The following is a 25230-nucleotide window of genomic DNA, read 5'->3' as shown; positions in this document are numbered from 1 at the left end:
CAACAATTTTGAAATCAGGGCCTGAATTTACTTCACTCTAAAAGTCTTGCTTTTTTTCATTTAGGACCACCAAAATCCTCCTTTCAAGACACTCTCTCCCGCCATTCGCTATATCTTGTGCCGGCATAAATGCCACAGGCACAAGGATGCCGCTGCTGTCGGGGGTAATGAGACGAGTATATTTTTTTTTGCTATTTAGCCAGCGGTTTGCAATTAAAAAAGAAAAATCAATTTTCTTAAGTCCGCATCATATTCTTCATCTGTAATCAGGCCTTTTTCAAGATCGAAATTATCATTAAAACTAGGCAACGAGAAAGTTGCTTTCACATCAGCGCCGTAGCGCGGAAAAGCATTTTTAGCAATTTCTAAAACCGAAGCACCACCGCGTGCTCCCGGCGAAGTAGCTAGCAATAGCATTGGTTTGTCTTGAAAAACTTTGGGAGTAATTCGAGAACACCAATCGTAAATATTTTTGAAGGCCGCCGAATAATTGCCATTGTGCTCCGCCATTGACACCACCAACAAATCAGCTGTAGAAAGCGTATGTAAAAAGGCTTTAGCCAATTCATGTTGGCCAATTTCGGCTTCTAAATCAACGCTATAAAGCGGCATTTGATAATCGTTTAAATCAATAACTTGAACTTCAGTTGCACCAAACAAACTTGCTGCATAAGTTGCCAAGTGTTTATTAATTGAGTTTTTACTGTTGCTAGCGCCAAAAGCGATTATTTTCATAGGATTGGTTTATGTGTGAATAATGTAACTATTACTTATTTGATTTTTTAAACACTTCATCTGATTGTAACCTTTTTAAGTTAATGAAGGTTTTGAATTCATTTCTTGTTGGTTTTGCCAAATACGTTAAAGAATCAATAGGAATTGATTTAACCTGAGTTAGCGAATCCATTCGTCTAACATCGTCTTTGGTGCCTAATGTTTTCCAGTACAGCACATTTTTTGCTAAGTCAATAGTATTTACTGCCCAGTACAATGAATCCTTGTAGTTCAGTACTAATTTTCCATTAAATCTTTTTGCTTTTTGTGTTTTTGAGAAAATAAAAACGGTATCAATTTCCGTGTGCACAAACTCAATAGAATCACCAATGTTTTTGGCAATAAAAGCACGGTTATCGCCTTTGAAAAAGTATTTGTCGTTCTTAAAATCAAATTCTTGTTTTAAAGAGTCCAACTCGGTTTTGTGAATTCTAAATTTTCTATCAAATTCTCTAAGGATCATTTTTTCAGAAATCGTTAAGTGTACAGAGTCTGAATTTACAAAAACACCTCTAAACTTTAATGGAATTTGAGTTAATTCAGCATCATGAATTGGCTGTGGTTGTTCGTAATACAACACATTCTCATCTGCTGGCGAATTTGCTTTTTTGCAAGAAAAAACAAGGAAAGATATTGCTATTAAAAGAAATTGCTTCATTTGAACCGCTTAAAATTAAAGTGAATTTACACTTTTTAATTGAATCGGACTTACAAAGATTACAAAATTACCCCCGATTGCAGCGGAAAGCTTTTTTAGCTAAAGTTACTATTTTTTCTTGCACTAAAAGAGCGACCATCGGAAGCTCCTTTTAGAGCTTAGAAAAAGTGACTTTAGCTGAAAATCTTGAAGCGGAAAGCGGGATTAGGTTCAAAAAAAAGTCGAAAGCTATTTCTAATTTTCGACTTTTCAATTTTGACTTTTGACTAGTTAAAAACTAGACGTTAAATCTAAAGTGCATGACATCACCATCTTTTACAACGTATTCCTTACCTTCAACTTTAAATTTTCCAGCCTCTTTACATTTAGCTTCTGAACCGTAAGTTACATAATCCTCATAAGAAATCACCTCGGCACGGATGAAACCTTTTTCGAAGTCAGTGTGAATTACTCCTGCTGCCTGTGGTGCAGTTGCACCAATATTAATGGTCCAAGCGCGAACCTCTTTTACACCTGCAGTGAAATAAGTTTGTTGCTTTAGCAATTTGTATGCGGCACGAATTAAAACAGATGCTCCTGGCTCTTCAAGTCCCATATCTTCAAGAAAAACCTGACGCTCTTCGTAACTTTCTAATTCGGTAATATCAGCCTCGGCTCCTACTGAAAGGATAATTACCTCAGCATCTTCATCTTTAACTAATTCTTTTACTTGGTCCACATATTTGTTTCCGTTTACAGCCGAACTTTCGTCAACATTACAAACGTACAATACTGGTTTAGCAGTGATCAATTGAAAAGCTTCCATCAAAACCTCTTCGTCATTGCTTTGAGGAACAATAGTACGCGCTGATTTAGCCTGCAATAAAGCTTCACGAATGCGATCTAAAAGCGCTTTTTCAGTTTGCGCTTCTTTGTTACCTGTTTTTGCAGCACGATTTACTTTTTCTAAACGTTTTTCAACTGTTTCTAGATCTTTTAACTGCAACTCGATATCAATAGTTTCTTTGTCACGAATTGGGTTTACATTACCATCTACGTGTACAATATTATCATTGTCAAAACAACGTAAAACATGAATAATAGCATTACACTCTCTAATGTTTCCAAGAAATTGATTTCCTAAACCTTCCCCTTTACTTGCTCCTTTTACCAAACCTGCAATGTCAACGATATCTACAGTTGCCATTTGCACGCGTTCTGGTTTTACCAATTCTTCTAACTTGTTAATTCTTGGATCGGGAACGTTTACCACACCAATATTTGGTTCGATGGTACAAAAAGGAAAGTTAGCGCTTTGCGCTTTTGCGTTTGACAAACAATTGAACAAAGTTGATTTTCCAACATTAGGTAACCCTACAATTCCTGCTTTCATGTGTAAATACTTTTTCTATGATAAAGAGACTTGCCACTTGTTTCGGGCAATGCCATTAATTGATTTTACTCTTTTAGACCACGTTACAAAAATAAAGAAGGTGGCTTGTTGCTAAAAGTTGGCAAATATACCATTTTAAAATAGGTTTTCAATACGCAATAGAAGGCTTAAAACATTAAGAACTGTTAAAATCGAAAAAAAATCAAAATTTGATACTAATGTTTTGTTAAAAGATATATATCTTGCAACCAAATTCTAATCCAACCAAAAAAATCACAACGTATTATGAAAAAATTCGCATTTTTATTAATTCTATTAAACATCTCCTTTGCCTTTGCACAGAAGCAGGTTTCGGGAGTTGTAAAAGACAACAGTGGCAACACACTCCCAGGAGTAAACATTGTTGAAAAAGGAACACAAAACGGAGTAGCAACAGATAACGATGGTTCTTACAAGATCAAAGTGAAAGATGGCGCAACCCTAGTATTTAGTTACGTGGGCTTTAATAAAGTAGAAAGAGCCGCTACTGAAACTACAATCAATGTGGTTATGTCTGAAGAAGGTGGACAAAACTTAAATGAAGTTGTAGTAACGGGAACCAGAACAGCTCCTCGAAGCAACACTACTTCAGCATTACCTATTGATGTATTATCTGCAAAAGACTTAACCTCAACAGGACAAGCTACTTTTGACAAGGCTTTACAGTACAAAATACCGTCATTTAACACGGTACAAACTCCTGTAAATGATGCAACTTCTTTACTTGATCCATACGAGATTAGAAATATGGGACCAAGTAGAACCTTGATCTTAATTAACGGTAAAAGAAAAAACTTAAGTTCATTATTATATGTACAGACCTCACCTGGTCGTGGAGAAACAGGATCTGACATATCAGCAATTCCTACTGACGCCATCGAAAAAGTAGAGATCTTACGTGATGGTGCTTCTGCGCAGTACGGCTCTGATGCAATTGCAGGTGTAATGAACATCATCTTAAAGAAAAACACAAATGGCCCGTCGGTAACTATGAGAAGTGGAATGACTTCCGAAGGTGATGGAGAAATGATCGGTATTAGTTTAAATAACGGTTCTGAGGTAGGTGAAAAAGGATTCATCAACTATACAGTAGATTTTTCTAAAGTAAACCTTGCTAACAGACCAGGTAAGGTAGATGCGGCTGGAGAAGCAGCTGATTTTGGAGCATCACTAGCAGATGTGCAATCGTTTTTAGCATTAAAACCAGATGCAGGAAATATCAATGGATCACCTGAAACCGCTGCTGCTAAATTTTTAGTAAATGGTGGATTTGGATTATCTGACGATACTTCATTGTACTATAATGCAGCTTATGTTTACAAAAAAGTAAATTCATTTGCCAACTACAGAACGCCATATTGGAGAACTTTGGCTGATTATCCTTTCTTAGCTGATTTCTTCGGAAACGGAACTGCAGCTTCTTACAAAGGTTACGTACCTACTTTCACGGGAGATTTGAACGATTACAACGCAACACTAGGTTACAAAGCCGTGAAAGATGGTTGGAATACTGACGCAAGTATTACTGTTGGAGGAAACTCTCAGACGTACAGTGTAGAAAATTCATTTAACCGCTCTGACATTCAAGATGAGGATGGTAACAATGTTTACTTAGAGAATAGCCCTATCACATTCAAGCCTGGAGGAACTTCTTTCAATCATATTGTGGGTAACTTAGATATTTCTAAAAACTTATCTGACCAAGTTAGTATTGGTTTTGGATCAGAAATTAGAACAGAAACTTTTGAAGTAACAGAAGGTGACAAAGCTTCATGGGACGGAATTGGAGCTGACTCATTTGCAGGAAACAGACCTGAAAACTCTGGAAAATGGAACCGTTACAATTTAGGAGCTTATTTTGATCTAGCTTATGACGTTACCGAAGATTTCTTAATTAATGGAACACTTCGTTACGAAGATTATAGCGATTTTGGTGGAGCTACGGTTTGGAAAATTAGCTCTAGATATAAATTTTTAGATGACAAAATTACTTTTAGAGGATCTGTTTCTACTGGATTTAGAGCACCAACTTTGCACCAGATTTATACGCAAAAAGCACAATATTCTTTTGTAGCTGGTCAAGGAATTCAAGTAAGCGGTATCATTAATAACGTTTCACCACAAGCACGTATTTTGGGTGTACCACAACTAGATGCTGAAAAATCAACTAACATTACTATTGGTTTTGGCGCTAAACCTTCTAAAAACTTTAGCCTTACGGTAGACTACTACAATATTAAAGTTAAAGACAGAATTGTTTTAGGTGACAGACAAGATACTCAATTTGGTAACATCGCTTACTTCTCTAATTCATTTGATTCTAGAACAGCAGGTTTAGATGTTGTGACAAACTACAGTAACATTCTAATTGGAGAAGGAAAATTAGGATTTAATTTATCTGGTAACGTGACTTTCCAAAACGAAAGAATTTCTCCTGTAACAAACAATTCATTTGGAGCAACTTTAGATGCATTGATGTTCACTTCAAGACCAGAAACTAAATGGATTTTGGGAGCAAACTATGAAATTGGCAAATTTGGTTTTTCTTTGAATAACACCTATTTCGGAAAATCAACTTTCAAACAAGATGGTATGAATGCAAACTTAAGAACTGAGTTTACACCAAAAATTGTTACTGATTTAGGAGTTACGTTCTCTGCTACTGATAAATTGACGTTAGCTTTAAATGTAAATAACCTTCTGAATGTTTTACCAGAATGGAATTTCAAAGCTGAAAATGCAGCAGGTGTAGCGATCTTAAATGACCCAGCACAAGTTAAAACACAATCTAACTTGATCACATTTAACCAACGTTACTCTCAAATGACTTACGATGGATACCACTTTAGTCAATTAGGAACGATGTTCAATTTATCTTTGAACTACAAATTCTAATTTTAGAATATCCAAATAACAAAAAAGGACTGTCGCAAGATGGTCTTTTTTTTCTGCACATTCTCAAAATAGTAATCACAAAAAAACCTGAGAATATCTCAGGTTTTTTTTTGCTTTAAAATAAAAAGCTGTTATTCGTTATGTAAAAAAGCTTGTCTGTTTAACAATGTTTCTTCACTTTCTACGTGGTTATCATCAGGCACACAACAATCAACAGGACAAACTGCTGCACACTGTGGCTCATCATGAAATCCTTTACACTCAGTACATTTTCCAGGAACGATGTAGTACACCTCATCGGAGATTGGAGTTTGAGCCGCCTCGGCATCTACTTCAGTTCCATCAGGAAGAATAATTGTACCCGATAATTTAGTTCCGTCCTTGTACCTCCAATCATCTGCACCTTCGTAAATTGCTGTATTTGGGCACTCTGGTTCGCAGGCCCCACAATTGATGCACTCGTCTGTTATAATAATTGCCATGATATATAATTTTTAAAGTCTGACGGTCTGCTGGCAACGATCAATTTCTTTTGAACGCTAGACCTTTGACTTTAGACATATTTATGCTTATTTTTGTGCAAAATTACAATCAAAACAATTCATAAGCAAACATTATGACATTAGAAACAAAAAAAAGTATTTTTGTTGCATTAGGTGAATTTCTCGGACAATTTACAGCCAACAACACCTCAAAAAATGATGCAGTTTTGCATAACGATACTTTTTTTGACTCGTTTCATGATTTGATTCATTTGTCGCAAAGCCATAACGGCTGGTATACTCCCGAGAATGTGTACTATGCCATTAATTCATGGGCGCAAGCATTAACTCCTGAGAATTTAGATCAGTGGTTAAAATCCTATGAAATTGAGCAGCAACAACCGAAAACTATTGCCTTAATATTGGCAGGTAATATTCCGTTGGTTGGTTTTCATGATTTTTTATCAGTGTTAATTTGCGGTCATAATGTAGTTATTAAAACCTCTTCAAACGACCAACATTTATTACCCTTTTTAGCCAAATACCTCATTGCAATTGAGCCTGAATTTGCCACTAAAATTACTTTTGTAGAAGGCAAATTAGAAAATTTTGACGCTGTAATTGCCACCGGAAGTAACAATACAGCACGTTATTTTGAATATTATTTTAAAGACAAACCCGCTATCATTAGAAAAAGCCGCAACTCGGTAGCCGTATTAACCGGTAACGAAACTGCAGCACAACTCCATGCATTGGGTGAAGATATTTTTAGGTATTTTGGTTTGGGCTGCCGTAACGTTTCTAAACTGTTTGTTCCAAAGGACTACTCGTTTGTTCCGTTTTTTGAAGCGATTTTTGCCTATCAAGATGTGATTCATTACGAGAAGTATGCCAATAATTACGATTACAACAAAGCCGTTTTCTTGATGAGTAATTTTAAATTGCTTGACAATGGCTTTTTGACCATTAAAGAAGATGTGAGCCATGCCTCGCCAATTTCGAGTGTGTTTTATGAATATTACGACAACCTTGATGCCCTTAAAAATCGTCTAGAAAACGAAAAAGACCTACTACAGTGCATTGTATCAGATGATTTGATTGAAAACAGTATAGCCTTTGGCGAAACTCAAAATCCGCGATTGTGGAATTACGCAGATAACATCGATACAATTTCATTTTTAACAAGTTTGGCGTAGAAAAAAGTGTAATTATTCCGAATTAAATAGTCCTTATTAAGCAAGTATTGCCGAAATTTGCACTTTAATTTTTTGGATATAAACTACACCATGAAAAAACACAACTACAGCGCAGGACCTTGCATTTTACCGCAAGAAGTTTTCGAAAAATCAGCACAAGCCATCCTTAATTTTAACGACTCCGGACTATCACTATTAGAAATCTCACACCGAAGCAAAGACTTTGTAGCAGTGATGGACCAAGCAAGAGCCTTGGTTCTTGAATTGTTAGGCCTTGAAGGAAAAGGCTACCAAGCTTTATTTCTAGCAGGAGGAGCAAGTTTAGAATTTGTTATGGCTCCTTACAATTTAATGAAAGTAGGCGGAAAAGCTGCCTATTTAGATACGGGTACTTGGGCAGCAGGGGCAATCAAAGAAGCCAAACTATTTGGTGAAACCGTAGTGGTAGGATCATCAAAAAACGATAACTACAACCACATCCCAACCGGTTATAGCATTCCTACTGATGCCGATTATTTTCACTGCACGAGCAACAATACCATTTTTGGTACACAAATGAAAACTTTTCCAACTACTGAAGTGCCGGTAGTGTGCGATATGAGTTCGGATATTTTCTCGAGAGTATTAGACTTTTCTCAATTTGATTTGATTTATGCAGGCGCACAAAAAAACATGGGACCTGCTGGAACTACCCTTGTTGTTGTAAAAGAATCAATCCTAGGAAAAAGCGGACGCGAGATTCCAAGCATGTTGGATTACAGCAAACATATTAAAGCCGAAAGTATGTATAATACGCCACCTGTTTTCCCGGTGTACACTTCATTATTGACTTTGCAATGGTTAAAAAATTTAGGTGGAATTGCAGCTATTGAAAAGCAAAACAACGCTAAAGCAAATTTGTTGTATTCAGAAATTGATCGCAACCCATTGTTCAAAGGCGCCGCTGCAGTTGCTGATAGATCAGCAATGAATGCTACTTTTTTATTGAATGATGAGGCGCATGCCCCAATTTTTGATGAAATGTGGAAAGCAGCTGGTATCTCTGGACTTCCGGGTCACCGCAGTGTAGGTGGTTACCGTGCCTCTATGTACAATGCATTACCGCTTGAAAGCGTACAAGTTTTAGTTGATGTTATGAAAGCTTTAGAAACAAAAGTTTAGAAGCCAAGAAAAAACGAACTACAAAAGCAAAAGGCTCTAGCCCCGATTGTAATGGAAATCCTTTTATGTTTTTTCTTTAAAAACATAAAAGATTACAATGGAAAGCGGGAAATAGCTCCTTAAAAAATAAATAACTAGAGAATCGTTTAGAATTCTTAAAATATAAAAAAATGAAAGTATTAGCAAACGACGGAATTTCAAAAAGCGGAATTCTTGCCTTAGAACAAGGCGGATTTGAAGTAATTACAACCAAAGTAGCTCAAGAGCAAGTAGCGAATTTTGTCAATGAAAATAATGTGAGCGTTGTTTTGGTGCGTAGCGCAACCAAAGTTCGTAAGGATATTATTGATGCTTGTCCGGGACTAAAAATTATTGGTCGTGGTGGCGTAGGAATGGATAATATTGATGTGGATTATGCTAAAAGCAAAGGCATTCATGTGATAAATACACCAGCATCGTCATCAGAATCGGTTGCAGAATTAGTATTTGCACATTTATTTTCTGGAGTTCGTTTCTTGCATGACTCGAACAGAAATATGCCACTTGAGGGCGATACCAACTTTGATGGACTTAAAAAAGCATACGCAAATGGTATTGAACTTAGAGGCAAAACATTAGGAATTGTAGGTATTGGCCGCATTGGTCAAGCTACTGCAAAAATGGCTTTGGGCTTAGGCATGAAGGTTATTGCAGCTGATAGTTTTATTCCTCAAGTGGATGTTACTGTATCGTTTTTTGACGGTCAATCAATTACTACTACTATTGTATCTCAAAGTTTAGAAAGCGTATTTAAAGAAGCTGATTTCATTACCCTTCATGTACCTGCACAAGACGGATATATTATTGGTGAAAAAGAATTGAGCATCATGAAAAACGAAGTGGGCATTGTAAACTGCGCACGTGGCGGTGTCATTGATGAAGTAGCTTTGGTAAAAGCCTTGGATAGCGGCAAAGTATTGTTTGCAGGATTAGACGTTTTTGAAAGCGAACCAACTCCTGAAATGGCCATTTTAATGCACCCGAAAATTTCGTTAACACCGCATATTGGTGCAGCAACTGGCGAAGCACAAGACCGAATTGGTACTGAATTGGCACAACAAATCATCAGCCTTTTGGCATAACAAAAAGGATTTCAGGCTAAACTTAAAAAGGATTTATTTCAATGAAATAAATCCTTTTTTTATTTAGCTTTGGTATCTAAACAAAACCAAAAACCTATGTTAGACCAATTAACCCAATTAGCAAAACAGTTTGGACTAGAATCAGTTGTAAATAACAACGCAATTCCAAATGAACAAAACGATGCCGTAATTCAAGAAGCAAGCGGCTCTATTTTTGCTGGCTTACAAAAAATAGCTTCAGAAGGCGGCGTGGAACAATTAGCATCCTTATTTCAGGGTAACAATGCTCAAAACGCATCCAATCCTGTAGTTCAAAAACTAACCGAACAACTCACAGGAAGCTTGGGTCAAAAATTTGGAATTAATAGTGAAACCGCAGCTGGTGTAGCAGGAAACTTAATACCACAAATTTTAGGCTCGCTCGTGAACAAAGCTAAAGATCCAAACGATAGTAGTTTTCAAATTTCGGATATCATAGCTGCCATCTCAGGAGGCGGAGCGAATGGTTCTAGCATTATGGATGCAGTTTCTAAGTACGGTGGCCAATTTGGACTAGATCAAAATGCAGACGGAAAGGTAGATATCAGCGATGCCATGGCTGCTGTATCTGGTAAAGGTGGCGGCATTGGCAGTATACTTGGAAAGCTATTTGGCAAATAAAAACATTAAAAATCACTCAATTGGGTGATTTTTTTTTGTTAAATATTTAGTAGTAGGTGTTTTTATATTGTACTTTTAAAATAAAAATCATGACGATCAAAAACACCTCTTGGATTTTACTTGTATTTGCACTCGTTATTTTTAGCTGTACCGCTGTAAAGCCACATGATACGAGTTTTAAAAAGCTAACCGCAACAGTAGGCGATACCGTTCGTATTGCCAATGAAGAGTTAGAATACGAAGTGATCATCATTGAACCTGGTTTTAATACCTGGCTGACATCTGTAGCTCTGCCTCGAAATTACCATTCACAGTCGTTTTTAGAAAGCAAAAATTTTATGTATGTAACCGAATGGAATAACCGTGCCAGACAGCCCATGCGATACAATCCTAATTTATACGAAATGCCAATTAATTACGATCCAAATATTAACTACGGCTACGAAGTGAATTATCTTATTTACAATTACATGATTTATTTTCAAAACACATACAAACAGCAGCTCTATGGTTTTGTTCCAGTGAGATAATGTCAGTATATTTGTATCGATTTTTAAAGAAAAATGAATAAACTCAAACAGCGTTGGGGTGTTACTAGCAATTACCAACTAACGATAATTTTTATTGTTTTCGCTATCACGGGCTCTGCCTCTGCATGGCTTTCTAAGCCTCTGTGCGTGTGGATAGGCATTACCAAAGAAACCCTTGGCTGGGGTTATTATCCGCTAAGATTCTTGTTAGTATTTCCTATTTATCAGGTTTTGTTGGTATTAATAGGTTTTATATTCGGGCAATTCAAATTCTTTTGGACATTTGAAAAGAAAATGCTTCGCCGTATTGGCTTGGGATTTTTATTAAAGGAATAAAAAAAACGCCTTATTGGGCGTTTTCCTTTTTGATAACATATTTATAAAGCCAAGCTAGTGTAAAGGTGGGCACAAAATCAGAGAATGGCAATACCTCTTCGACAAATGCCAAAATACCACCAACTTTTCCTAATGTTCCTTTGTACATCCGAGTCATTAAAAAACCAGCGAATGGCGCCCAAATCACATCTGAAAACTCGCCAAGAAATGGAATTGTAAAAGACAACATTCCAATAGCATCAAATAAAATACTCAGAGCCAAAAGACGCATTTTGGACTGGGTTTCAGGAATAGCAACAGGGTTATTCATTTGTATTACTTTTTAATATTTCACAAAGAAGTTACAAATCTAATGCCAATTATTTTTTGAGCTTGTCTTTGTACATTTTTTGCAATTTCTCAATTTTAGGAGTAATTACATAACTGCAATAACCTTGCGTTTTGTTTTGATTGTAATAATTTTGATGATAATCTTCTGCAACATAGAATGCAGTAGCAGGAGAAATTTGAGTTACAATCGGTTTCCCAAAAGTATTTTCGCTAGTCATTAACGCAATATAATCAGTTACTAATTGCTTTTGAGCCTCATTGTGGTAAAAAACCTCGCTACGGTATTGGGTTCCTGAATCAGCACCCTGACGATTCAATGTTGTTGGATCGTGTGTGGCAAAAAATATTTCTAGCAATTCGCCATACGTTATTTTTTTTGGATCAAAAGTAATTTCAATCGCCTCGGCGTGACCTGTCATGCCGCCGCTTATTTCTTGATAAGTCGGATTCAATGTGCGTCCGCCAATGTATCCTGAAACTACTTTAGTTACGCCATCTAGCTGTAAAAATACCGCTTCGGTACACCAAAAACAGCCACCCGCAAATGTGGCAACATCCCAATCTTTTTGAATTTCCATATTATTTTTTTCTATACTTTTAGGTACTGTTACTATTTTTTCTTTGGCACAAAATGAAAAAGGAAGTAATGCCAAAAAAACACCTATCATTTTTTTCATAGTGTAATTTTTAAATCAAAGTTACAAGATATACATCAGTCTTGCCCTTGTCATTAACTAAAGTTTATCGTTTGTTAAACTAAAATTACGAAGGATCTTTTTAATTATACTTAAAATCTTTGTTTCTTTGTCAAAACAGTTTCAAAAAATGATTCAAGCTACCAATTTGCATAAATATTACGACCAATTACACGTTTTAAAAGGAGTCGATTTACATATCAAACAAGGTGAAATCGTCTCAATTGTCGGTGCATCAGGAGCCGGAAAAACCACTTTACTGCAACTATTAGGTACTTTAGACAAACCCACTGTTGCGGCAAGCAAGCATCATGTAGCGCCTGGCGAATCCTCATTACTTATCAACGGGCAGGATATCACGAAAATGAATGACACGACCTTGTCGCAATTCAGAAACCTCAACTTGGGTTTTATTTTTCAATTTCATCAACTTTTACCAGAGTTCACTGCTCTGGAGAATGTATGCATACCCGCTTTGATTGCCAAAAAATCAAAAAAAGAAACCGAGGGCGAAGCAATAAAACTCCTTACCTATCTTGGTTTAGCGCACCGCATTCATCATAAACCGAACGCACTTTCTGGCGGAGAGCAGCAGCGTGTGGCAGTCGCTAGAGCTTTAATCAACAAACCAGCTGTAATTTTTGCCGATGAGCCATCAGGAAATTTAGATACCGCCTCAGCCGAAAATTTGCACCAGCTATTTTTTAAATTACGTGACGAATTCGGACAGACTTTTGTCATCGTTACGCACAACGAGGAGCTCGCCAACATGGCCGACAGAAAATTAATTATGGTAGACGGGCAAATTAGTAATTAGGAGCTACTTCCAGCTATCCACTATATTCCCGATCAAAAAAACTACGGCCGAAAAAGCCTTGTTTTTTTAAAAATCGGGAGATGCCGTTCCTATCTGGGCTAGGAAAACTGCTCCAAACATGCGTAATTAATTTCATTAAGCTACCTCTTAAACATGACTTCAACTGAACTCAAAGATTTTTTAGACGAAAAAGTCATACAATACAACACTCTTGATTTTATTGACAGTGACCCCGTTCAAATTCCGCATCTTTTTTCACAAAAAGAAGACATTGAAATTGCAGGCTTTCTGAGTGCTACTATTGCATGGGGCAACCGCAAAATGATCATTCAAAATTCACATCGCATGCTCGATTTAATGGGCAATGCACCTTTTGATTTTGTAATGTCGCACAGCGAAAGCGATGTAGAACGCCTCAATAATTTTGTGCACCGCACCTTCAACGGGCAAGATTTCATGGGATTCATAAAATCATTGCAACACATTTATAAAAACCACGGTGGACTTGAAGCTGTTTTTGCGCAAAATCAAGAAGCACAATCCATGCAAAAAAGCATATCTGAATTCAAGAAAACGTTTTTCTCTATTCCGCATTTGCCACGCACGCAAAAACACATCTCTGATCCTTTGAATAATTCGGCAGCCAAGCGCATCAACATGTACCTTCGTTGGATGGTTCGACAAGACAATAAAGGAGTAGATTTAGGCATTTGGAAAAGCATTTCACCCGCTGCCCTATCCTGCCCTTTGGATGTACACTCTGGCAATGTAGCACGTAAATTGGGTATTTTAAATCGAAAACAAAATGATGGCAAAGCCTTAGCCGAGCTAGATGCCAAGCTAAGAGAATTTGATCCCAATGATCCTGTAAAATACGATTTTGCTTTGTTTGGGCTGGGTGTTTTTGAAGGCTTTTAATCCAAAACAAACTGCCTTTGCCACATTCCTTGTAAAAAGACTATCTTTGCACAAAATTTAAGCAAATGAGTACTTTCGAACAATTCAAACTCCCTAAATCTGTACAAAAAGCAATTGATGATTTAGGATTTACCACTCCAACTCCGATTCAGGAAAAAACTTTTTCTGTAATTATGTCAGGACGTGATATGATGGGAATTGCACAAACAGGTACTGGAAAAACATTTGCCTACTTATTACCACTACTAAAGTTGTATAAATTCACGCCCGGCCATACGCCAAAAATCGTGATTTTAGTTCCTACACGTGAACTGGTTGTACAAGTAGTTGAAGAAGTTGAAAAGCTAACCAAATACATGTCGGTTCGTACTATAGGTATTTTCGGTGGTGTTAACATCAATACCCAAAAAACTACTGTCTACCAAGGATGTGATATTCTTGTGGGTACTCCGGGACGTATCATGGACCTTACCTTGGACAATGTAATCCGATTTGAGGAAATGCAAAAATTAGTTATTGACGAGTTTGATGAAATGCTCAACTTGGGTTTCCGCACTCAACTAACTGCAATTTTGGCCATGATGCCTAAAAAACGTCAAAACATTCTCTTCTCGGCTACAATGACAGACGAGGTAGATGCTATTTTGAATGATTATTTTGATTATCCTGAAGAAGTTACTCTTTCAGCATCAGGAACACCACTTGAAAACATTACACAAATTACGTATCACGTACCAAATTTTAACACCAAAGTTAACTTACTAAAACACTTACTTTCGACAACGGAAGATATGAGTCGTTTGTTGGTATTTGTAAACAATAAAAAAATATCAGATCTCTTGCACGAGCGCATCGAGGAAGATTTTGAAGGTCAATTTGGGGTAATTCACTCTAATAAGTCTCAAAATTACCGTTTGAGCACTATGGCTTCTTTTCAAGAAGGCAATTTACGTGGCTTGATTACTACTGATATCATGGCAAGAGGACTTGACATTTCTAACATCACCCATGTTGTCAATTTTGAAATGCCTGAACTACCTGAATTGTACATGCACCGTATTGGTAGAACTGGTCGTGCCGATGCAACAGGTACAGCAATAAGTTTTATAGCTCCTCGCGAAGAAGAAAAGAAGATTGAAGTAGAATTATTGATGAATATGGAATTGGCTTTAGAACCTTTCCCAGAAGTAGTTGAGATTTCTAGCAAATTAATCGAACCTGAAAAAGATAGACAACCGATTAAGTTTTTGATGAAAAAACAAAAACTAGCCGGCGATGGTGCTTTTCAGGAAAAAAGCAAAAAGAACAAAAAGGTAAATCTTGGAGGTCCTGGTGTAACAAAGAAAAAAACACACGGATCAGTGAATAGAAACATGCTAAAAACGCGAGCTAAAAAGAAAAAAGACAGCAATAAATAATACGTTTATTAGTTTTCTACATACACCATAAAAAAGGCTAAAATGCAATTGTATTTTTAGCCTTTTTTGTTTCCTTAAATGTACTGCCGATTGGCATGAGTTGCGAAACGTCAACGTGCACTTTCCTCACAATTCGCAATTGTGCGAACGTCTGTTAGCGACTTTGTGTGATTATTTGCAAAAGTTCGATTTGAATTTGCCTGATTCGTATTCGTATAAAATTTCTCTAACGTCAAAAATATCTGAATCTAATTTCGACTCTTATATATCTTTATATTTTATTTTCAAATAGTTTTCATTTACAAAATTCTTCCAGATTTTTAGCTCTTCAAGTGTGGGATAATATACAATTCCAACATAAGTTCCATCGACTTTTTTCGGATAAACACCAGTCAGGCATGCAATTGAATTTGGCAATTTAATATTATATTCATATCCTTTTTCAATCTGTTCAATTTGAGATATAATCTCGTCTGATGCGTTCTTATGCTTCACATTCTGTGAGAGGCAAAATGTAGAAAAAATAAGTAACATGTAAATATAAATTCTATTCATTTTCAATGTTTTGTTAAGTTCTGCCGTCGCATTTCCGCCAACTATTTACTTCTTTGTAAAAACCAAACAAACTGGTGCGCATAAAGAGATCTTCTTACCCGTTGCTGTTAAACTTCCTGTTTTTTTATTTCGTTTAAAAACAACCACTTCATTCGTATATTGGTGTCCAACCAATAAAAAATTACCGCTTGGATCAATCACAAAGTTGCGAGGCCCTTTACCTAATGAACTTTGATGTTCTTGAACTTTTAACAAACCGTTTTTTTCGACTTTAAAAATCGAAATGGTATTGGCTTCTCCACGATTTGAGGCATACAAAAATTTTCCGTCAGGAGAAAAATGCAAGTCGGCTGCGCTAAAACTACCTTTAAAATCTGGAGAAAGTAATGAAGTTTCTTGAATTAATTTTAATTGACCGTTTCCATATTCAAAAACGGACAAAGCAGCAGTAAGTTCTTGTAATAAATAAATGTATTTCCCATCAGGACTAAAGGTTAAATGCCTTGGCCCGCTGCCCGATTTTATAGCAACAACAGCAGTTTGTGTTAAAACAATCTTTTCTGAATTAGGATTGTAAGCATATAGCGTCACGGTATCAGTACCTAAATCGGTTGCTAGCACATACTTTTTATCAGGAGAAAAATGCAACATATGTACATGAGGTCCCTCTTGTCGCTGTGCATTTGGCCCTTTGCCTTCATGAGAAATAATTTGATTGGCTGCGGAAAGACTTCCATCGGATTTCTTTTTAAAAACAGTAATACTACCACCACTATAATTGGCCACCATCACATTTGGACCATCTGTAATTATATGACAAGGATCAGCCCCTTCCGATGGCTGTGTATTAAGTAATTGCAACTGTGCAGAACTCTTATCGTAATTAAAAGCACTAACGCTACTTTTACTTCCAAATTCGTTTACCGCATAGACAAACTTGTTGTCATCGGAAACTGTCAAAAAACTCGGATTCACAGTTGGAGCCGAAGTGTTTTTCAATTTAAAATCACCTGTCTTGCTATCAAAATCGTAAACATAAATTCCCTTACTATCACAACCTTGTGTGTAGGTACCTATGAGTAAATTCAATTTGTTTTTTTGTGCATAAGTAGCCCCTAAAAACAGAAACGCAACGGTAAATAAAACTATTTTTTTCATGTTTGAAATGGTATTAAGTAGCTAAAATACACATTATATGTGTACGTTTAACACTTTGAATCAAGCACCGAAAAATAAAAGCGCAATACCATTAATCTGTTCACAAATTTGTATTTTTGATTCCGAAAAGTAAACAAATGCCCTTGCAATTGACTTGCAAAGCTTTAAACACCGCTTACTAATGCACTTTAAACATCCTGAATTTTTATATTTCCTGTTTTTGCTCCTCATACCCATCGTGGTGCATCTGTTTCAACTTAGACGATTTAAAAAAGAATATTTCACCAATGTTCGCTTTTTACAAGCACTTTCTATTCAATCCAGAAAAAGCTCCACCCTAAAAAAGTGGTTGCTCTTGGCTTGTCGTTGCTTGCTTTTAACAGCTTTAATTTTGGCTTTTGCCCAACCTTTTTTTGAATCCAAAGACAGTAAAAATGCTAATAACGAATTGTACATCGTGCTTGACAATTCTTATAGCATGCAAGCCAAAGGCAAAAAAGGAGAACTATTAAAACGAGCTGTGCAAGATTTATTGGAACATGCACCGGAGCAAACTACGTTTTCCTTACTCACAAATACAGAGAATTTTTGGAATACTGATATCAAAACAATTACGAACGCTTTACAAAATTTAGAGTATAGCGCAACACCTTTTAATGTTGAAGCTCTTTTATCACAAATCAAAGCCCGAAAATCAGCTTTCAAAAAAGATATTGTAATTATCAGCGATGCGGTAGATTTAGATGTAAAAGCACTTAAAAGCGTATCGAAAGACTTAACTCCATTGTTGATAATTCCGGAGGCAGAGCAAAAAACTAACGTATCTATTGATAGTGTTTTTATCAAAAAAGCGGTTTCCAATTTCTATGAAATTAGTGTTGAAATTTCAAACTATGGTTCAGACATGGATCGTATTCCGGTTGCTTTATACAACGAAAACAAATTGATAGCCAAAACATCGGTAACACTAAAAGGCAACAAACAATCCATTCCATTTACTATTCCCAAACAAGCTTTTCATGGTTATGCTTCTATCAGCGACGATGGTTTAGCTTATGACAATACCTACTATTTTAGTATTGCCGAAATGAAAAAAGTAAATGTATTGAGCATTGGAGATGAATCAAAGAGCGAATTTTTATCCCGCATTTACACCGCTCCAGAATTTAGTTTTCGCAATAGCGCACTTTCTGCTTTGGACTATAACAGCATCGAAGAACAAAATGCCATTGTCTTAAATGAAATTGATGCCATACCGCAAGCATTGAGTACTACATTACAATCATTTATTAACAAGGGAGGAAGTGTTATTCTTATTCCTGCAGCCAATACAAAGGATACAAATCCATTTTTAGCAAAAACGTCTAACATACAGTTGACCGATTGGGCTACGAATGAGAAACAAATTACCAAAATCAATTTTGACCATCCAGTTTTTTATGCTGTTTTTGAAGAAAAAATTACCAACTTCCAGTTTCCAAAAACCAAAGGCAACTTTAAGCTATCAAGTAACAATCCTTCGGCTTTATGGTATGAAGATCAATCGGCATTTTTAACAGCTATTATCAATCCAGTTGGTGCTTTAGCTGTATTTGCGGCACCTTTAAATACTGAAAATTCTAATTTTCAGCAATCGCCTTTAATTGTACCTACTTTTTACAAACTCGCTACTTTACAGCAATCAAATGGTAGCTTAGCTCAGACTATCGGAAACGATCAACCTCATATTACGCCCGTAACCTTATCAAAAGATGCTATTCTTGAAGTAAAAGGTCCCGGCGAACCCTTTATTCCGGTACAACAAATTTTGAGTAACAAAGTCAAAATGCGTTTTACAGAATATCCGCAACAAGCCGGAAATTTCAGGATTTACAATAAAAAACAGTGGATTGAAAACATCAGCTTTAATTACAACCGAAACGAAAGCGATCTGTCTCAAACTAATCAAAATGCTGCGTCGGATTTTGACACTGAATCGTCAATTGAATCCTTTTTTGATGCCCTACAAACCAACAGATCCGATAATCAAATATGGAAATGGTTTGCTATCTTTGCGCTATTGCTAGCACTGACTGAAATGGCGATAATTCGATTCGTAAAATAACAACACACACCTTGCTTAACTTTATCCAATCATGAAATTAATCATCAGAAATGCCAAGATTATCGATCCTACAAGTCCATTTCACAACCAGACTACTGATCTTTTAATCGTTGATGGTTGCCTGCAAAAAATAGAAAAAACATTACCAAATCCTGATAATGTTGAAGAACTGCAACTAGAAAATTTACACGTTTCTCAAGGTTGGTTTGACAGTAGTGTTTCGTTAGGTGAACCTGGTTTTGAAGAAAGAGAAACTTTAGCCAATGGGCTTTTGGTAGCAGCTAAAAGCGGATTCACAGCTGTAGCTTTGCAACCTAACACCAACCCTGTTATTGACAATCAGTCACAAATCAACTTTGTACTTTCAAAAGCTAAAAATGCAGCCACTGAACTCTACCCGATTGGTGCATTGAGTAAAGGAAGCGAAGGAATTGATATGGCTGAAATGTTCGATATGAAAAATGCGGGTGCAATTGCGTTTGGAGATTATAACAAAAGTATTTCGAATGCAAACTTGCTGAAAATCGCTTTGCAATACGTACAAGATTTTGATGGATTACTCATCGCTTTTTGCCAAGACAACACACTAAAAGGACATGGAGTAGTGCATGAAGGTATTGTTTCAACTCGTTTAGGTCTAAAGGGAATACCGAGTTTAGCTGAAGAATTGCAAGTAGCGCGAAATTTATATTTATTGGAATACACCAGTGGAAAGTTGCACATTCCTACCATTTCTACTCAAAAATCGGTTGAATTAATTAAAGAAGCTAAAGCAAAAGGATTGCAGGTTACTAGTAGCGTTGCTGTTCACAACTTAGTTTTGACCGATGAAAAGCTTGACGATTTTGATACCCGTTTTAAGGTTTTGCCTCCGCTGCGTAGCGAAACTGACCGACAAGCGCTTTTGGAAGGTATTCACGATGGGACCATTGACATGATTACATCTGACCATAATCCAATTGATATTGAACACAAAAAAATGGAATTTGATGGCGCAAAATATGGAACGATAGGTTTAGAAAGCGCTTTTTCAAGCTTACTAACTGTGCTTCCACTAGAGCTAGTTATTGAGAAATTAACCGCTGGAAAAGCTACTTTTAGCATCAAGTCGCACAGCATAACGGAAGGAGCAGCAGCTTCACTTAGCTTATTCAATCCTGATGGAGATGCTATCTTTCAAAAAGAAAACATACTATCAAAATCGAAGAATTCTGCTTTTTTAGGTAGCGCAATTAAAGGAAAAGCATACGGAATTGTAAACCAAGGACAATTAATTTTAAACAAATAATGACACCAACAAATCAGTCTAATTCAGGAAAAACAGCCGCAATTACAAGTTATATTTTAGGGATTGGCGTTTTTATTGCTATGTCAATGAACTCCGAAGATAAAAGTGCCTTTGCCTCATTTCACATCCGACAAGGACTTGGACTCACACTTACTTTCTTTTCACTTGGGCTTATCATTAGTAACTTTGATAGTATGATGATCTCCGCTCCAATGTGGATTTTCATTTTAGTTTTGTGGTCGTATGGGATTACATCTGCCATAAGAGGCGAAATGAAACCATTACCGCTCTTAGGTAACTTATATCAAAAATGGCTTTCTAATATTTCATAAACGAAGTTAGAAGCCACTATTTAACTGAAAAAACAAGATTTCAGTATTCCTTAAAAAACACATCATGAATTTATCTTTAGAATATAAAATTAGAGAGCCTAAAAAAATTGAAGCTCAAAATCCATTATTGTTATTATTGCACGGTTACGGTAGCAATGAAGCTGATTTATTCTCTTTTGCAGAAGAATTGCCAGACGAATATTATGTAGTTTCGGCAAGAGCTCCGTATGATTTGCAGTATGGTAGTTATGCTTGGTACGCCATCAACTTTGATGCAGACGAAAATAAATTTTCAGATGTTGGTCAAGGACAAGAATCTAGAGATCGTATCAAAAAATTTATTGAAGAGTTAATTGAAAATTATCCAATCAATAAGCATGATGTTTCTTTAATCGGTTTTAGCCAAGGAGCAATTTTAAGTTATGCCGTAGCTTTATCGTACCCAGAAACAGTGCAACGAATTGTTGCTATGAGTGGTTATGTAAATCTTGAAATGGCAACCGCTGATTACTTAAAAAACTGTTTTAACAACTTAAAAATATTTGCCTCACATGGCACGGTAGACCAAGTAATCCCTATTGATTGGGCCAGAAAAACACCTGCAATAATCGAAAAATATGGTATTCCTATAACCTACAAAGAATATGCTGTTGGCCATGGAGTAGCACCACAAAATTTTTATGACTTTAAAGCTTGGTTACAAGAATAAAAAAATAAAAAAATCGCAGTAGGAATTAAATTCTTTACTGCGATTTTTTTTGATTTTTACTTCTGATAAATAAACGACTGGTTTACTTCAAATGAAATACTGTCATCTTCATTGATAAAGTATTTCAAAAGAACTTCGCCCCAACGTTCGCCATCACTATAATCTGCAATAATCCATCGGTGGTTTAAAATTTTCACTTTATTAATCACAAATTTATTAGCTCCAATTTGATCCTGACCGGTGTAAGGATTCCCTTTTGGATTAGAGTTAAAGTCTAATAATTTTTCAGTAACCACAGGAATTAACTTTTCGTATTGAATGGTTTTATCAGGAAAACTAGCTTCTAAATAATTTTGAGCATTTTCATTTTTGTTTAACGAAAAATAATCAGCTTCTGCCAATTGATTAGTTACTAAAGTTAAACTATCACGTAATTTTTTAGTTGTTTTTTCGTAGCGCTTTTGCTCAAAATTTACTTGATTACTCAAAAACATATAAGTAAAAAGAGTTGATAAAACGGCCAAAATTGTAAGATAAAGCAAGAAAGAATTTTTCATTTTCTAATTTTTTAAATAGTAATTTCTAGGGTATCAAATGCCAAAAAAACATTAGGTGGTAATTTTTTTTGTACCTCCTCATGAAAGCCCATCACATGACTAATATGCGTTAAATAAGCCTGTTCTGGCTGTACCAAATTTATGAAATCTAAAGCTTCTTTCAAATTGAAATGTGTGTCATGTGGCTCTTCGCGCAAAGCATTCACCACCAATACTTTTACACCTTTTAACTTTTCAATTTCGGCTGCTTCAATCGTTTTTACGTCCGTTAAATATGCAAAATCATCCACTCTGTACCCAAAAACTTGTAAGTTTCCGTGTAGCACATTGATTGGAATAATTGATTTTCCGCCTAAAACAAATGGAACGTTATTTTGAACAGGAATAGTGCGCACCGAAGGAGCTCCGGGATATTTGTTTACAGTTTCAAAAACGTAAGCAAAACGCTCCTGCAAGTTATCTAAAACTCGCTGATGCGCATATACTGGAATTTCGCCCTGCTTGAAGTTAAAAGGGCGAATATCATCTAAACCTGAAGTATGGTCTGCATGTTCGTGAGTAAACAAAATACCATCTACTTTTTGGCAATTAGAACGCAACATTTGCTGCCTAAAATCGGGTCCGCAATCAATTACGAAAGAGTGCTGCTCCCATGCCAACCAAATAGACACGCGCAACCTTTTATCCTTACTATCAGTACTTTTACAAACAGGGTGATCGCTACCTATTACGGGAATGCCTTGTGAGGTGCCAGTTCCTAAAAAATTTACCTTCAACTTTATCGCTTTTTATTGCAAAAATAGGGTTAATTCTCTTTCTTTGATAACCTATTTCATTAACTTTGCAACATATTAGCCATAGTAAACAAAAATGGATACAGCAATTAAATTAAAAGGTGATAAAATCATCGAACAAATACCTTCGATTAAAGACAAAGCACTTCGTATCAATTTGAACGAAAATATATACGGAACTTTTGCTGAAATTGGTGCTGGACAAGAGACAGTGCGTCATTTTTTTAGAGCTGGTGGATCATCTGGAACTATTGCAAAAGCAATGTCAGCTTATGATAAAGACTTTAGTGATGCCGTTTATGGTGTAGAATCGGATGGGCGTTATGTAACCGAGAGTCGACTCAAAAAAATGTTAACCCACGAGGTCAATTTGATTGAAAAACGTTTAAGCAGAGAAAAGCATCCTAATAAAATGTTTTTTAGTTATGCCAACACTGTAGCTACTATCGATTTTGCGAAACAATTTAAAGGCCACGGTTGGGTAGGAATTAGTTACCAAATTGAACCTGACGAAGACTACAACGAAATTATACTGCATATCCGTTTTAAAGAAACCGATGTGCGTTTACAACAAGAAACTTTAGGTATTTTAGGTGTTAACTTAATTTATGGCGCCTTTTACAAATACAATGATCCAAAGCGTTTATTGCGTTATCTGTACGACCATTTAGACAAGGACCAACTCGAAATTGATACCATTAACTTTTCGGGACCGCGTTTTGCAGATGTAGATAACCGATTGATGAGTTTACAGTTGGTTAAAAACGGAATGACTGATGCGGTGATGTTTAATCCTGATGGGAAAAATATTTTACCTGCTGCCATTTTGTACAAGAAAAACATTTTGGCTTTTAGAGGAAGTTTTAGACCGGTTACCAAGGTAAATATGGACATGTATGAGAAATCATTAAAAATGTTCCTGAACGAAAACAAAGTAAATAAAGACAATACCTTGGTGGTTTTTGAAATAACACTTTCGAATTTGCGATCGGATGGTGAAATTGACGAACGAGATTTTATGGATCGTGCCGAATTACTTTGTTCTCTTGGACAAACGGTAATGATATCGAACTTTCAAGAATATTACAAAGTAGTTGAATATTTTGCTAATTATACCAAAGCCCGCATGGGATTGGCACTAGGTGTAAACAACTTGGTTGATATTTTTGACGAAAAATACTATCGCCATTTAAGTGGTGGAATATTGGAAGCCTTTGGTAAATTATTTTACCGCGATATGAAGGTATTTTTATATCCTATGATGGGCGAAGATGGTGTAATCATCAACTCTGACAACTTAAAAGTACATCCTAGAATGAAGGAGCTTTACAAGTTCTTTAAATTTAATGGTAAAGTAGTTGATATTGACGACTATGACCCTACAATTTTGGAGGTGTTTTCTCGTCAAGTATTGAATATGATTAACAATGGAAAACCGGGTTGGGAAAGTATGCTTCCTTCAGGTATTGCAGAAATTATCAAAGAACACCAATTGTTTGGTTACGACCCAAATAAAATTTTAAAAGAAGTCAATTAAAGATCCCCTTTTAACGATATAAAAAAACCTTGTTAGCATTTACTAACAAGGTTTTTTGTTTTCACCAAACGAAGCAATAGTTGAAGTTAACGGCTTTGCTGAAATGTATATGTAATTTTTATTTCAAAATTTGAGCAGCGTGCGCTTTAGTTTTTACATCTGCAATTACCTCATCGATAATTCCGTTTTCATCTATAATAAAGGTGGTACGGTGAATGCCATCGTACTCTTTACCCATGAATTTTTTAGGACCCCAAACTCCGAAAGCCTGAATTACAGATTTGTCTTCGTCAGCTAATAAAGGGAAAGGAAATTCATACTTGTCTTTGAACTTTGCTTGTGCTTTGGCCGAATCAGCGCTTACGCCTAATATGGCATAGTTATTTGCTTGAAAACGCTCAAAATTATCTCTTAAATCGCAAGCCTCAGCGGTACAACCTGGTGTACTAGCTTTTGGATAAAAGAAAACTACTAATTTTTTACCAGCATAATCAGCTAGTTGATGGGTATTTCCGTCTTGATCGGTTCCTGTAAACGCTGGAGCGACATCGCCTTTTTTTAATGTTGTCATGGATTGTGGATTTTACTTCTATTTGTGTTTTTTATTGAGGTATGCCCCAGATGGTAATGGAAAGCCCGGACTGAAAAACACTATTTTTTTCAGGATGCTAAAGAGCGACCGGCAGGAAGCTCCTTTAGCATTCTAGAAAAAAAGTGTTTTGAAGGAGGACTTGCAATGTACAGCTGGATTAGGCTCCTCTTAAAATTTTTGTTAATTTTACCTGAGTTAAAAG

26 protein-coding genes are annotated in these 25230 nt (G+C 36.2%); 15 read left to right on the top strand and 11 right to left on the bottom strand.

Annotated elements, in window-relative coordinates:
* Positions 1-213 precede the first annotated feature (213 nt).
* The 3 genes from G9Q29_RS11525 to ychF form a co-directional block, all read right to left on the bottom strand.
* The gene (locus G9Q29_RS11525; protein WP_166137419.1) at positions 214-735 is read right to left on the bottom strand and encodes an NADPH-dependent FMN reductase; all 522 of its coding nucleotides are present in this window, start codon (positions 733-735) and stop codon (positions 214-216) included.
* Positions 736-766: 31 nt separating this feature from the next.
* Positions 767-1432, bottom strand: a complete 666-nt coding sequence (locus G9Q29_RS11520; protein ID WP_166137417.1) for a hypothetical protein — start codon at positions 1430-1432, stop codon at positions 767-769.
* Between the two features lie 277 nt (positions 1433-1709).
* On the bottom strand, positions 1710-2804 hold the full coding sequence (gene ychF, locus G9Q29_RS11515) for a redox-regulated ATPase YchF (RefSeq protein ID WP_166137415.1): 1095 nt from the start codon (positions 2802-2804) through the stop codon (positions 1710-1712).
* Positions 2805-3089: 285 nt separating this feature from the next.
* Here ychF and G9Q29_RS11510 point away from each other — a divergent pair, with 285 nt between their 5' ends.
* Positions 3090-5738 (top strand): TonB-dependent receptor, encoded by a 2649-nt coding sequence (locus G9Q29_RS11510; protein WP_166137412.1) that lies wholly within the window; start codon positions 3090-3092, stop codon positions 5736-5738.
* Positions 5739-5869: 131 nt separating this feature from the next.
* Here G9Q29_RS11510 and G9Q29_RS11505 read toward each other — a convergent pair whose 3' ends face one another.
* Positions 5870-6220, bottom strand: coding sequence for a 4Fe-4S dicluster domain-containing protein (locus G9Q29_RS11505; protein ID WP_166137409.1), 351 nt, complete (start codon positions 6218-6220; stop codon positions 5870-5872).
* Positions 6221-6354: 134 nt separating this feature from the next.
* Here G9Q29_RS11505 and G9Q29_RS11500 point away from each other — a divergent pair, with 134 nt between their 5' ends.
* The 6 genes from G9Q29_RS11500 (at position 6355) to G9Q29_RS11475 (ending at position 11224) form a co-directional block, all read left to right on the top strand.
* Positions 6355-7416, top strand: a complete 1062-nt coding sequence (locus G9Q29_RS11500; RefSeq protein WP_166137406.1) for an acyl-CoA reductase — start codon at positions 6355-6357, stop codon at positions 7414-7416.
* A 90-nt stretch (positions 7417-7506) separates the two neighbouring features.
* Positions 7507-8577: a 3-phosphoserine/phosphohydroxythreonine transaminase gene (gene serC / locus G9Q29_RS11495; RefSeq protein ID WP_166137403.1), complete on the top strand. Its 1071-nt coding sequence runs from the start codon at positions 7507-7509 to the stop codon at positions 8575-8577.
* Between the two features lie 170 nt (positions 8578-8747).
* Positions 8748-9698, top strand: coding sequence for a D-2-hydroxyacid dehydrogenase (locus G9Q29_RS11490; RefSeq protein ID WP_166137400.1), 951 nt, complete (start codon positions 8748-8750; stop codon positions 9696-9698).
* 96 nt (positions 9699-9794) lie between these two features.
* A complete protein-coding gene (locus tag G9Q29_RS11485; RefSeq protein ID WP_166137397.1) occupies positions 9795-10358 on the top strand; it encodes a DUF937 domain-containing protein in 564 nt (187 codons plus the stop codon).
* An 89-nt stretch (positions 10359-10447) separates the two neighbouring features.
* A complete protein-coding gene (locus G9Q29_RS11480; protein ID WP_205729862.1) occupies positions 10448-10888 on the top strand; it encodes a DUF6146 family protein in 441 nt (146 codons plus the stop codon).
* Positions 10889-10921: 33 nt separating this feature from the next.
* A complete protein-coding gene (locus G9Q29_RS11475) occupies positions 10922-11224 on the top strand; it encodes a DUF6787 family protein (RefSeq protein WP_166137394.1) in 303 nt (100 codons plus the stop codon).
* Between the two features lie 10 nt (positions 11225-11234).
* On the opposite strand, the gene G9Q29_RS11470 is transcribed toward G9Q29_RS11475, so the two are convergent.
* Complete coding sequence (locus G9Q29_RS11470) at positions 11235-11534, bottom strand: hypothetical protein (RefSeq protein ID WP_166137391.1); 300 nt, start codon at positions 11532-11534, stop codon at positions 11235-11237.
* Positions 11535-11583: 49 nt separating this feature from the next.
* Entirely contained in the window at positions 11584-12132 is a 549-nt protein-coding gene (msrA, locus tag G9Q29_RS11465) for a peptide-methionine (S)-S-oxide reductase MsrA (RefSeq protein ID WP_166137635.1), read from the bottom strand.
* Positions 12133-12379: 247 nt separating this feature from the next.
* Here msrA and G9Q29_RS11460 point away from each other — a divergent pair, with 247 nt between their 5' ends.
* From G9Q29_RS11460 to G9Q29_RS11450, 3 genes are all read left to right on the top strand, one after another.
* Positions 12380-13066, top strand: a complete 687-nt coding sequence (locus G9Q29_RS11460; protein ID WP_166137388.1) for an ABC transporter ATP-binding protein — start codon at positions 12380-12382, stop codon at positions 13064-13066.
* 153 nt (positions 13067-13219) lie between these two features.
* Positions 13220-13984 carry a TIGR02757 family protein gene (locus G9Q29_RS11455; RefSeq protein ID WP_166137385.1) on the top strand — a complete coding sequence of 255 codons (765 nt, stop codon included), beginning with the start codon at positions 13220-13222 and terminating at the stop codon, positions 13982-13984.
* 65 nt (positions 13985-14049) lie between these two features.
* Positions 14050-15402 (top strand): DEAD/DEAH box helicase, encoded by a 1353-nt coding sequence (locus G9Q29_RS11450; protein WP_166137382.1) that lies wholly within the window; start codon positions 14050-14052, stop codon positions 15400-15402.
* A 261-nt stretch (positions 15403-15663) separates the two neighbouring features.
* Here G9Q29_RS11450 and G9Q29_RS11445 read toward each other — a convergent pair whose 3' ends face one another.
* Complete coding sequence (locus tag G9Q29_RS11445) at positions 15664-15957, bottom strand: hypothetical protein (RefSeq protein WP_166137379.1); 294 nt, start codon at positions 15955-15957, stop codon at positions 15664-15666.
* A gap of 45 nt (positions 15958-16002) precedes the next feature.
* Positions 16003-17115 (bottom strand): lactonase family protein, encoded by a 1113-nt coding sequence (locus tag G9Q29_RS11440; RefSeq protein ID WP_166137375.1) that lies wholly within the window; start codon positions 17113-17115, stop codon positions 16003-16005.
* Positions 17116-17296: 181 nt separating this feature from the next.
* Here G9Q29_RS11440 and G9Q29_RS11435 point away from each other — a divergent pair, with 181 nt between their 5' ends.
* The 4 genes from G9Q29_RS11435 (at position 17297) to G9Q29_RS11420 (ending at position 21548) form a co-directional block, all read left to right on the top strand.
* The gene (locus G9Q29_RS11435) at positions 17297-19219 is read left to right on the top strand and encodes a vWA domain-containing protein (protein WP_166137372.1); all 1923 of its coding nucleotides are present in this window, start codon (positions 17297-17299) and stop codon (positions 19217-19219) included.
* 31 nt (positions 19220-19250) lie between these two features.
* Positions 19251-20507, top strand: a complete 1257-nt coding sequence (locus G9Q29_RS11430; protein WP_166137369.1) for a dihydroorotase — start codon at positions 19251-19253, stop codon at positions 20505-20507.
* Positions 20507-20839 carry a hypothetical protein gene (locus G9Q29_RS11425; RefSeq protein WP_166137366.1) on the top strand — a complete coding sequence of 111 codons (333 nt, stop codon included), beginning with the start codon at positions 20507-20509 and terminating at the stop codon, positions 20837-20839. Before G9Q29_RS11430 ends, G9Q29_RS11425 begins: the two co-directional genes overlap by 1 nt.
* Before the next feature lie 64 nt (positions 20840-20903).
* Positions 20904-21548 carry an alpha/beta hydrolase gene (locus G9Q29_RS11420; RefSeq protein ID WP_166137363.1) on the top strand — a complete coding sequence of 215 codons (645 nt, stop codon included), beginning with the start codon at positions 20904-20906 and terminating at the stop codon, positions 21546-21548.
* Positions 21549-21604: 56 nt separating this feature from the next.
* Here the strand turns inward: G9Q29_RS11420 and G9Q29_RS11415 are convergent, their stop codons facing one another.
* Both G9Q29_RS11415 and G9Q29_RS11410 read right to left on the bottom strand, forming a co-directional pair.
* Positions 21605-22105: a hypothetical protein gene (locus G9Q29_RS11415; RefSeq protein WP_166137360.1), complete on the bottom strand. Its 501-nt coding sequence runs from the start codon at positions 22103-22105 to the stop codon at positions 21605-21607.
* A gap of 11 nt (positions 22106-22116) precedes the next feature.
* Positions 22117-22881 carry an MBL fold metallo-hydrolase gene (locus G9Q29_RS11410; RefSeq protein WP_166137357.1) on the bottom strand — a complete coding sequence of 255 codons (765 nt, stop codon included), beginning with the start codon at positions 22879-22881 and terminating at the stop codon, positions 22117-22119.
* A 94-nt stretch (positions 22882-22975) separates the two neighbouring features.
* On the opposite strand from G9Q29_RS11410, the gene G9Q29_RS11405 reads away from it, so the two are divergent.
* Entirely contained in the window at positions 22976-24436 is a 1461-nt protein-coding gene (locus G9Q29_RS11405) for a TonB-dependent receptor (protein WP_166137355.1), read from the top strand.
* Between the two features lie 118 nt (positions 24437-24554).
* On the opposite strand, the gene bcp is transcribed toward G9Q29_RS11405, so the two are convergent.
* On the bottom strand, positions 24555-25007 hold the full coding sequence (gene bcp, locus G9Q29_RS11400; RefSeq protein WP_166137352.1) for a thioredoxin-dependent thiol peroxidase: 453 nt from the start codon (positions 25005-25007) through the stop codon (positions 24555-24557).
* Between the last annotated feature and the right edge of the window lie 223 nt (positions 25008-25230).

Source organism: Flavobacterium turcicum (genome assembly GCF_011365745.1).
GTDB lineage: Bacteria > Bacteroidota > Bacteroidia > Flavobacteriales > Flavobacteriaceae > Flavobacterium > Flavobacterium turcicum.
The sequence above is the reverse complement of the archived record's forward strand: the minus strand, read 5'-3'. Positions and strand labels throughout refer to the sequence as shown.

Coding starts and splice junctions, on each gene's coding strand:
- G9Q29_RS11525 (WP_166137419.1), bottom strand. CDS start 735: ATGAAAATAATCGCTTTTGGCGCTAGCAACAGTAAAAACTCAATTAAT.
- G9Q29_RS11520 (WP_166137417.1), bottom strand. CDS start 1,432: ATGAAGCAATTTCTTTTAATAGCAATATCTTTCCTTGTTTTTTCTTGC.
- ychF (WP_166137415.1), bottom strand. CDS start 2,804: ATGAAAGCAGGAATTGTAGGGTTACCTAATGTTGGAAAATCAACTTTG.
- G9Q29_RS11510 (WP_166137412.1), top strand. CDS start 3,090: ATGAAAAAATTCGCATTTTTATTAATTCTATTAAACATCTCCTTTGCC.
- G9Q29_RS11505 (WP_166137409.1), bottom strand. CDS start 6,220: ATGGCAATTATTATAACAGACGAGTGCATCAATTGTGGGGCCTGCGAA.
- G9Q29_RS11500 (WP_166137406.1), top strand. CDS start 6,355: ATGACATTAGAAACAAAAAAAAGTATTTTTGTTGCATTAGGTGAATTT.
- serC (WP_166137403.1), top strand. CDS start 7,507: ATGAAAAAACACAACTACAGCGCAGGACCTTGCATTTTACCGCAAGAA.
- G9Q29_RS11490 (WP_166137400.1), top strand. CDS start 8,748: ATGAAAGTATTAGCAAACGACGGAATTTCAAAAAGCGGAATTCTTGCC.
- G9Q29_RS11485 (WP_166137397.1), top strand. CDS start 9,795: ATGTTAGACCAATTAACCCAATTAGCAAAACAGTTTGGACTAGAATCA.
- G9Q29_RS11480 (WP_205729862.1), top strand. CDS start 10,448: ATGACGATCAAAAACACCTCTTGGATTTTACTTGTATTTGCACTCGTT.
- G9Q29_RS11475 (WP_166137394.1), top strand. CDS start 10,922: ATGAATAAACTCAAACAGCGTTGGGGTGTTACTAGCAATTACCAACTA.
- G9Q29_RS11470 (WP_166137391.1), bottom strand. CDS start 11,534: ATGAATAACCCTGTTGCTATTCCTGAAACCCAGTCCAAAATGCGTCTT.
- msrA (WP_166137635.1), bottom strand. CDS start 12,132: ATGGAAATTCAAAAAGATTGGGATGTTGCCACATTTGCGGGTGGCTGT.
- G9Q29_RS11460 (WP_166137388.1), top strand. CDS start 12,380: ATGATTCAAGCTACCAATTTGCATAAATATTACGACCAATTACACGTT.
- G9Q29_RS11455 (WP_166137385.1), top strand. CDS start 13,220: ATGACTTCAACTGAACTCAAAGATTTTTTAGACGAAAAAGTCATACAA.
- G9Q29_RS11450 (WP_166137382.1), top strand. CDS start 14,050: ATGAGTACTTTCGAACAATTCAAACTCCCTAAATCTGTACAAAAAGCA.
- G9Q29_RS11445 (WP_166137379.1), bottom strand. CDS start 15,957: ATGAATAGAATTTATATTTACATGTTACTTATTTTTTCTACATTTTGC.
- G9Q29_RS11440 (WP_166137375.1), bottom strand. CDS start 17,115: ATGAAAAAAATAGTTTTATTTACCGTTGCGTTTCTGTTTTTAGGGGCT.
- G9Q29_RS11435 (WP_166137372.1), top strand. CDS start 17,297: ATGCACTTTAAACATCCTGAATTTTTATATTTCCTGTTTTTGCTCCTC.
- G9Q29_RS11430 (WP_166137369.1), top strand. CDS start 19,251: ATGAAATTAATCATCAGAAATGCCAAGATTATCGATCCTACAAGTCCA.
- G9Q29_RS11425 (WP_166137366.1), top strand. CDS start 20,507: ATGACACCAACAAATCAGTCTAATTCAGGAAAAACAGCCGCAATTACA.
- G9Q29_RS11420 (WP_166137363.1), top strand. CDS start 20,904: ATGAATTTATCTTTAGAATATAAAATTAGAGAGCCTAAAAAAATTGAA.
- G9Q29_RS11415 (WP_166137360.1), bottom strand. CDS start 22,105: ATGAAAAATTCTTTCTTGCTTTATCTTACAATTTTGGCCGTTTTATCA.
- G9Q29_RS11405 (WP_166137355.1), top strand. CDS start 22,976: ATGGATACAGCAATTAAATTAAAAGGTGATAAAATCATCGAACAAATA.
- bcp (WP_166137352.1), bottom strand. CDS start 25,007: ATGACAACATTAAAAAAAGGCGATGTCGCTCCAGCGTTTACAGGAACC.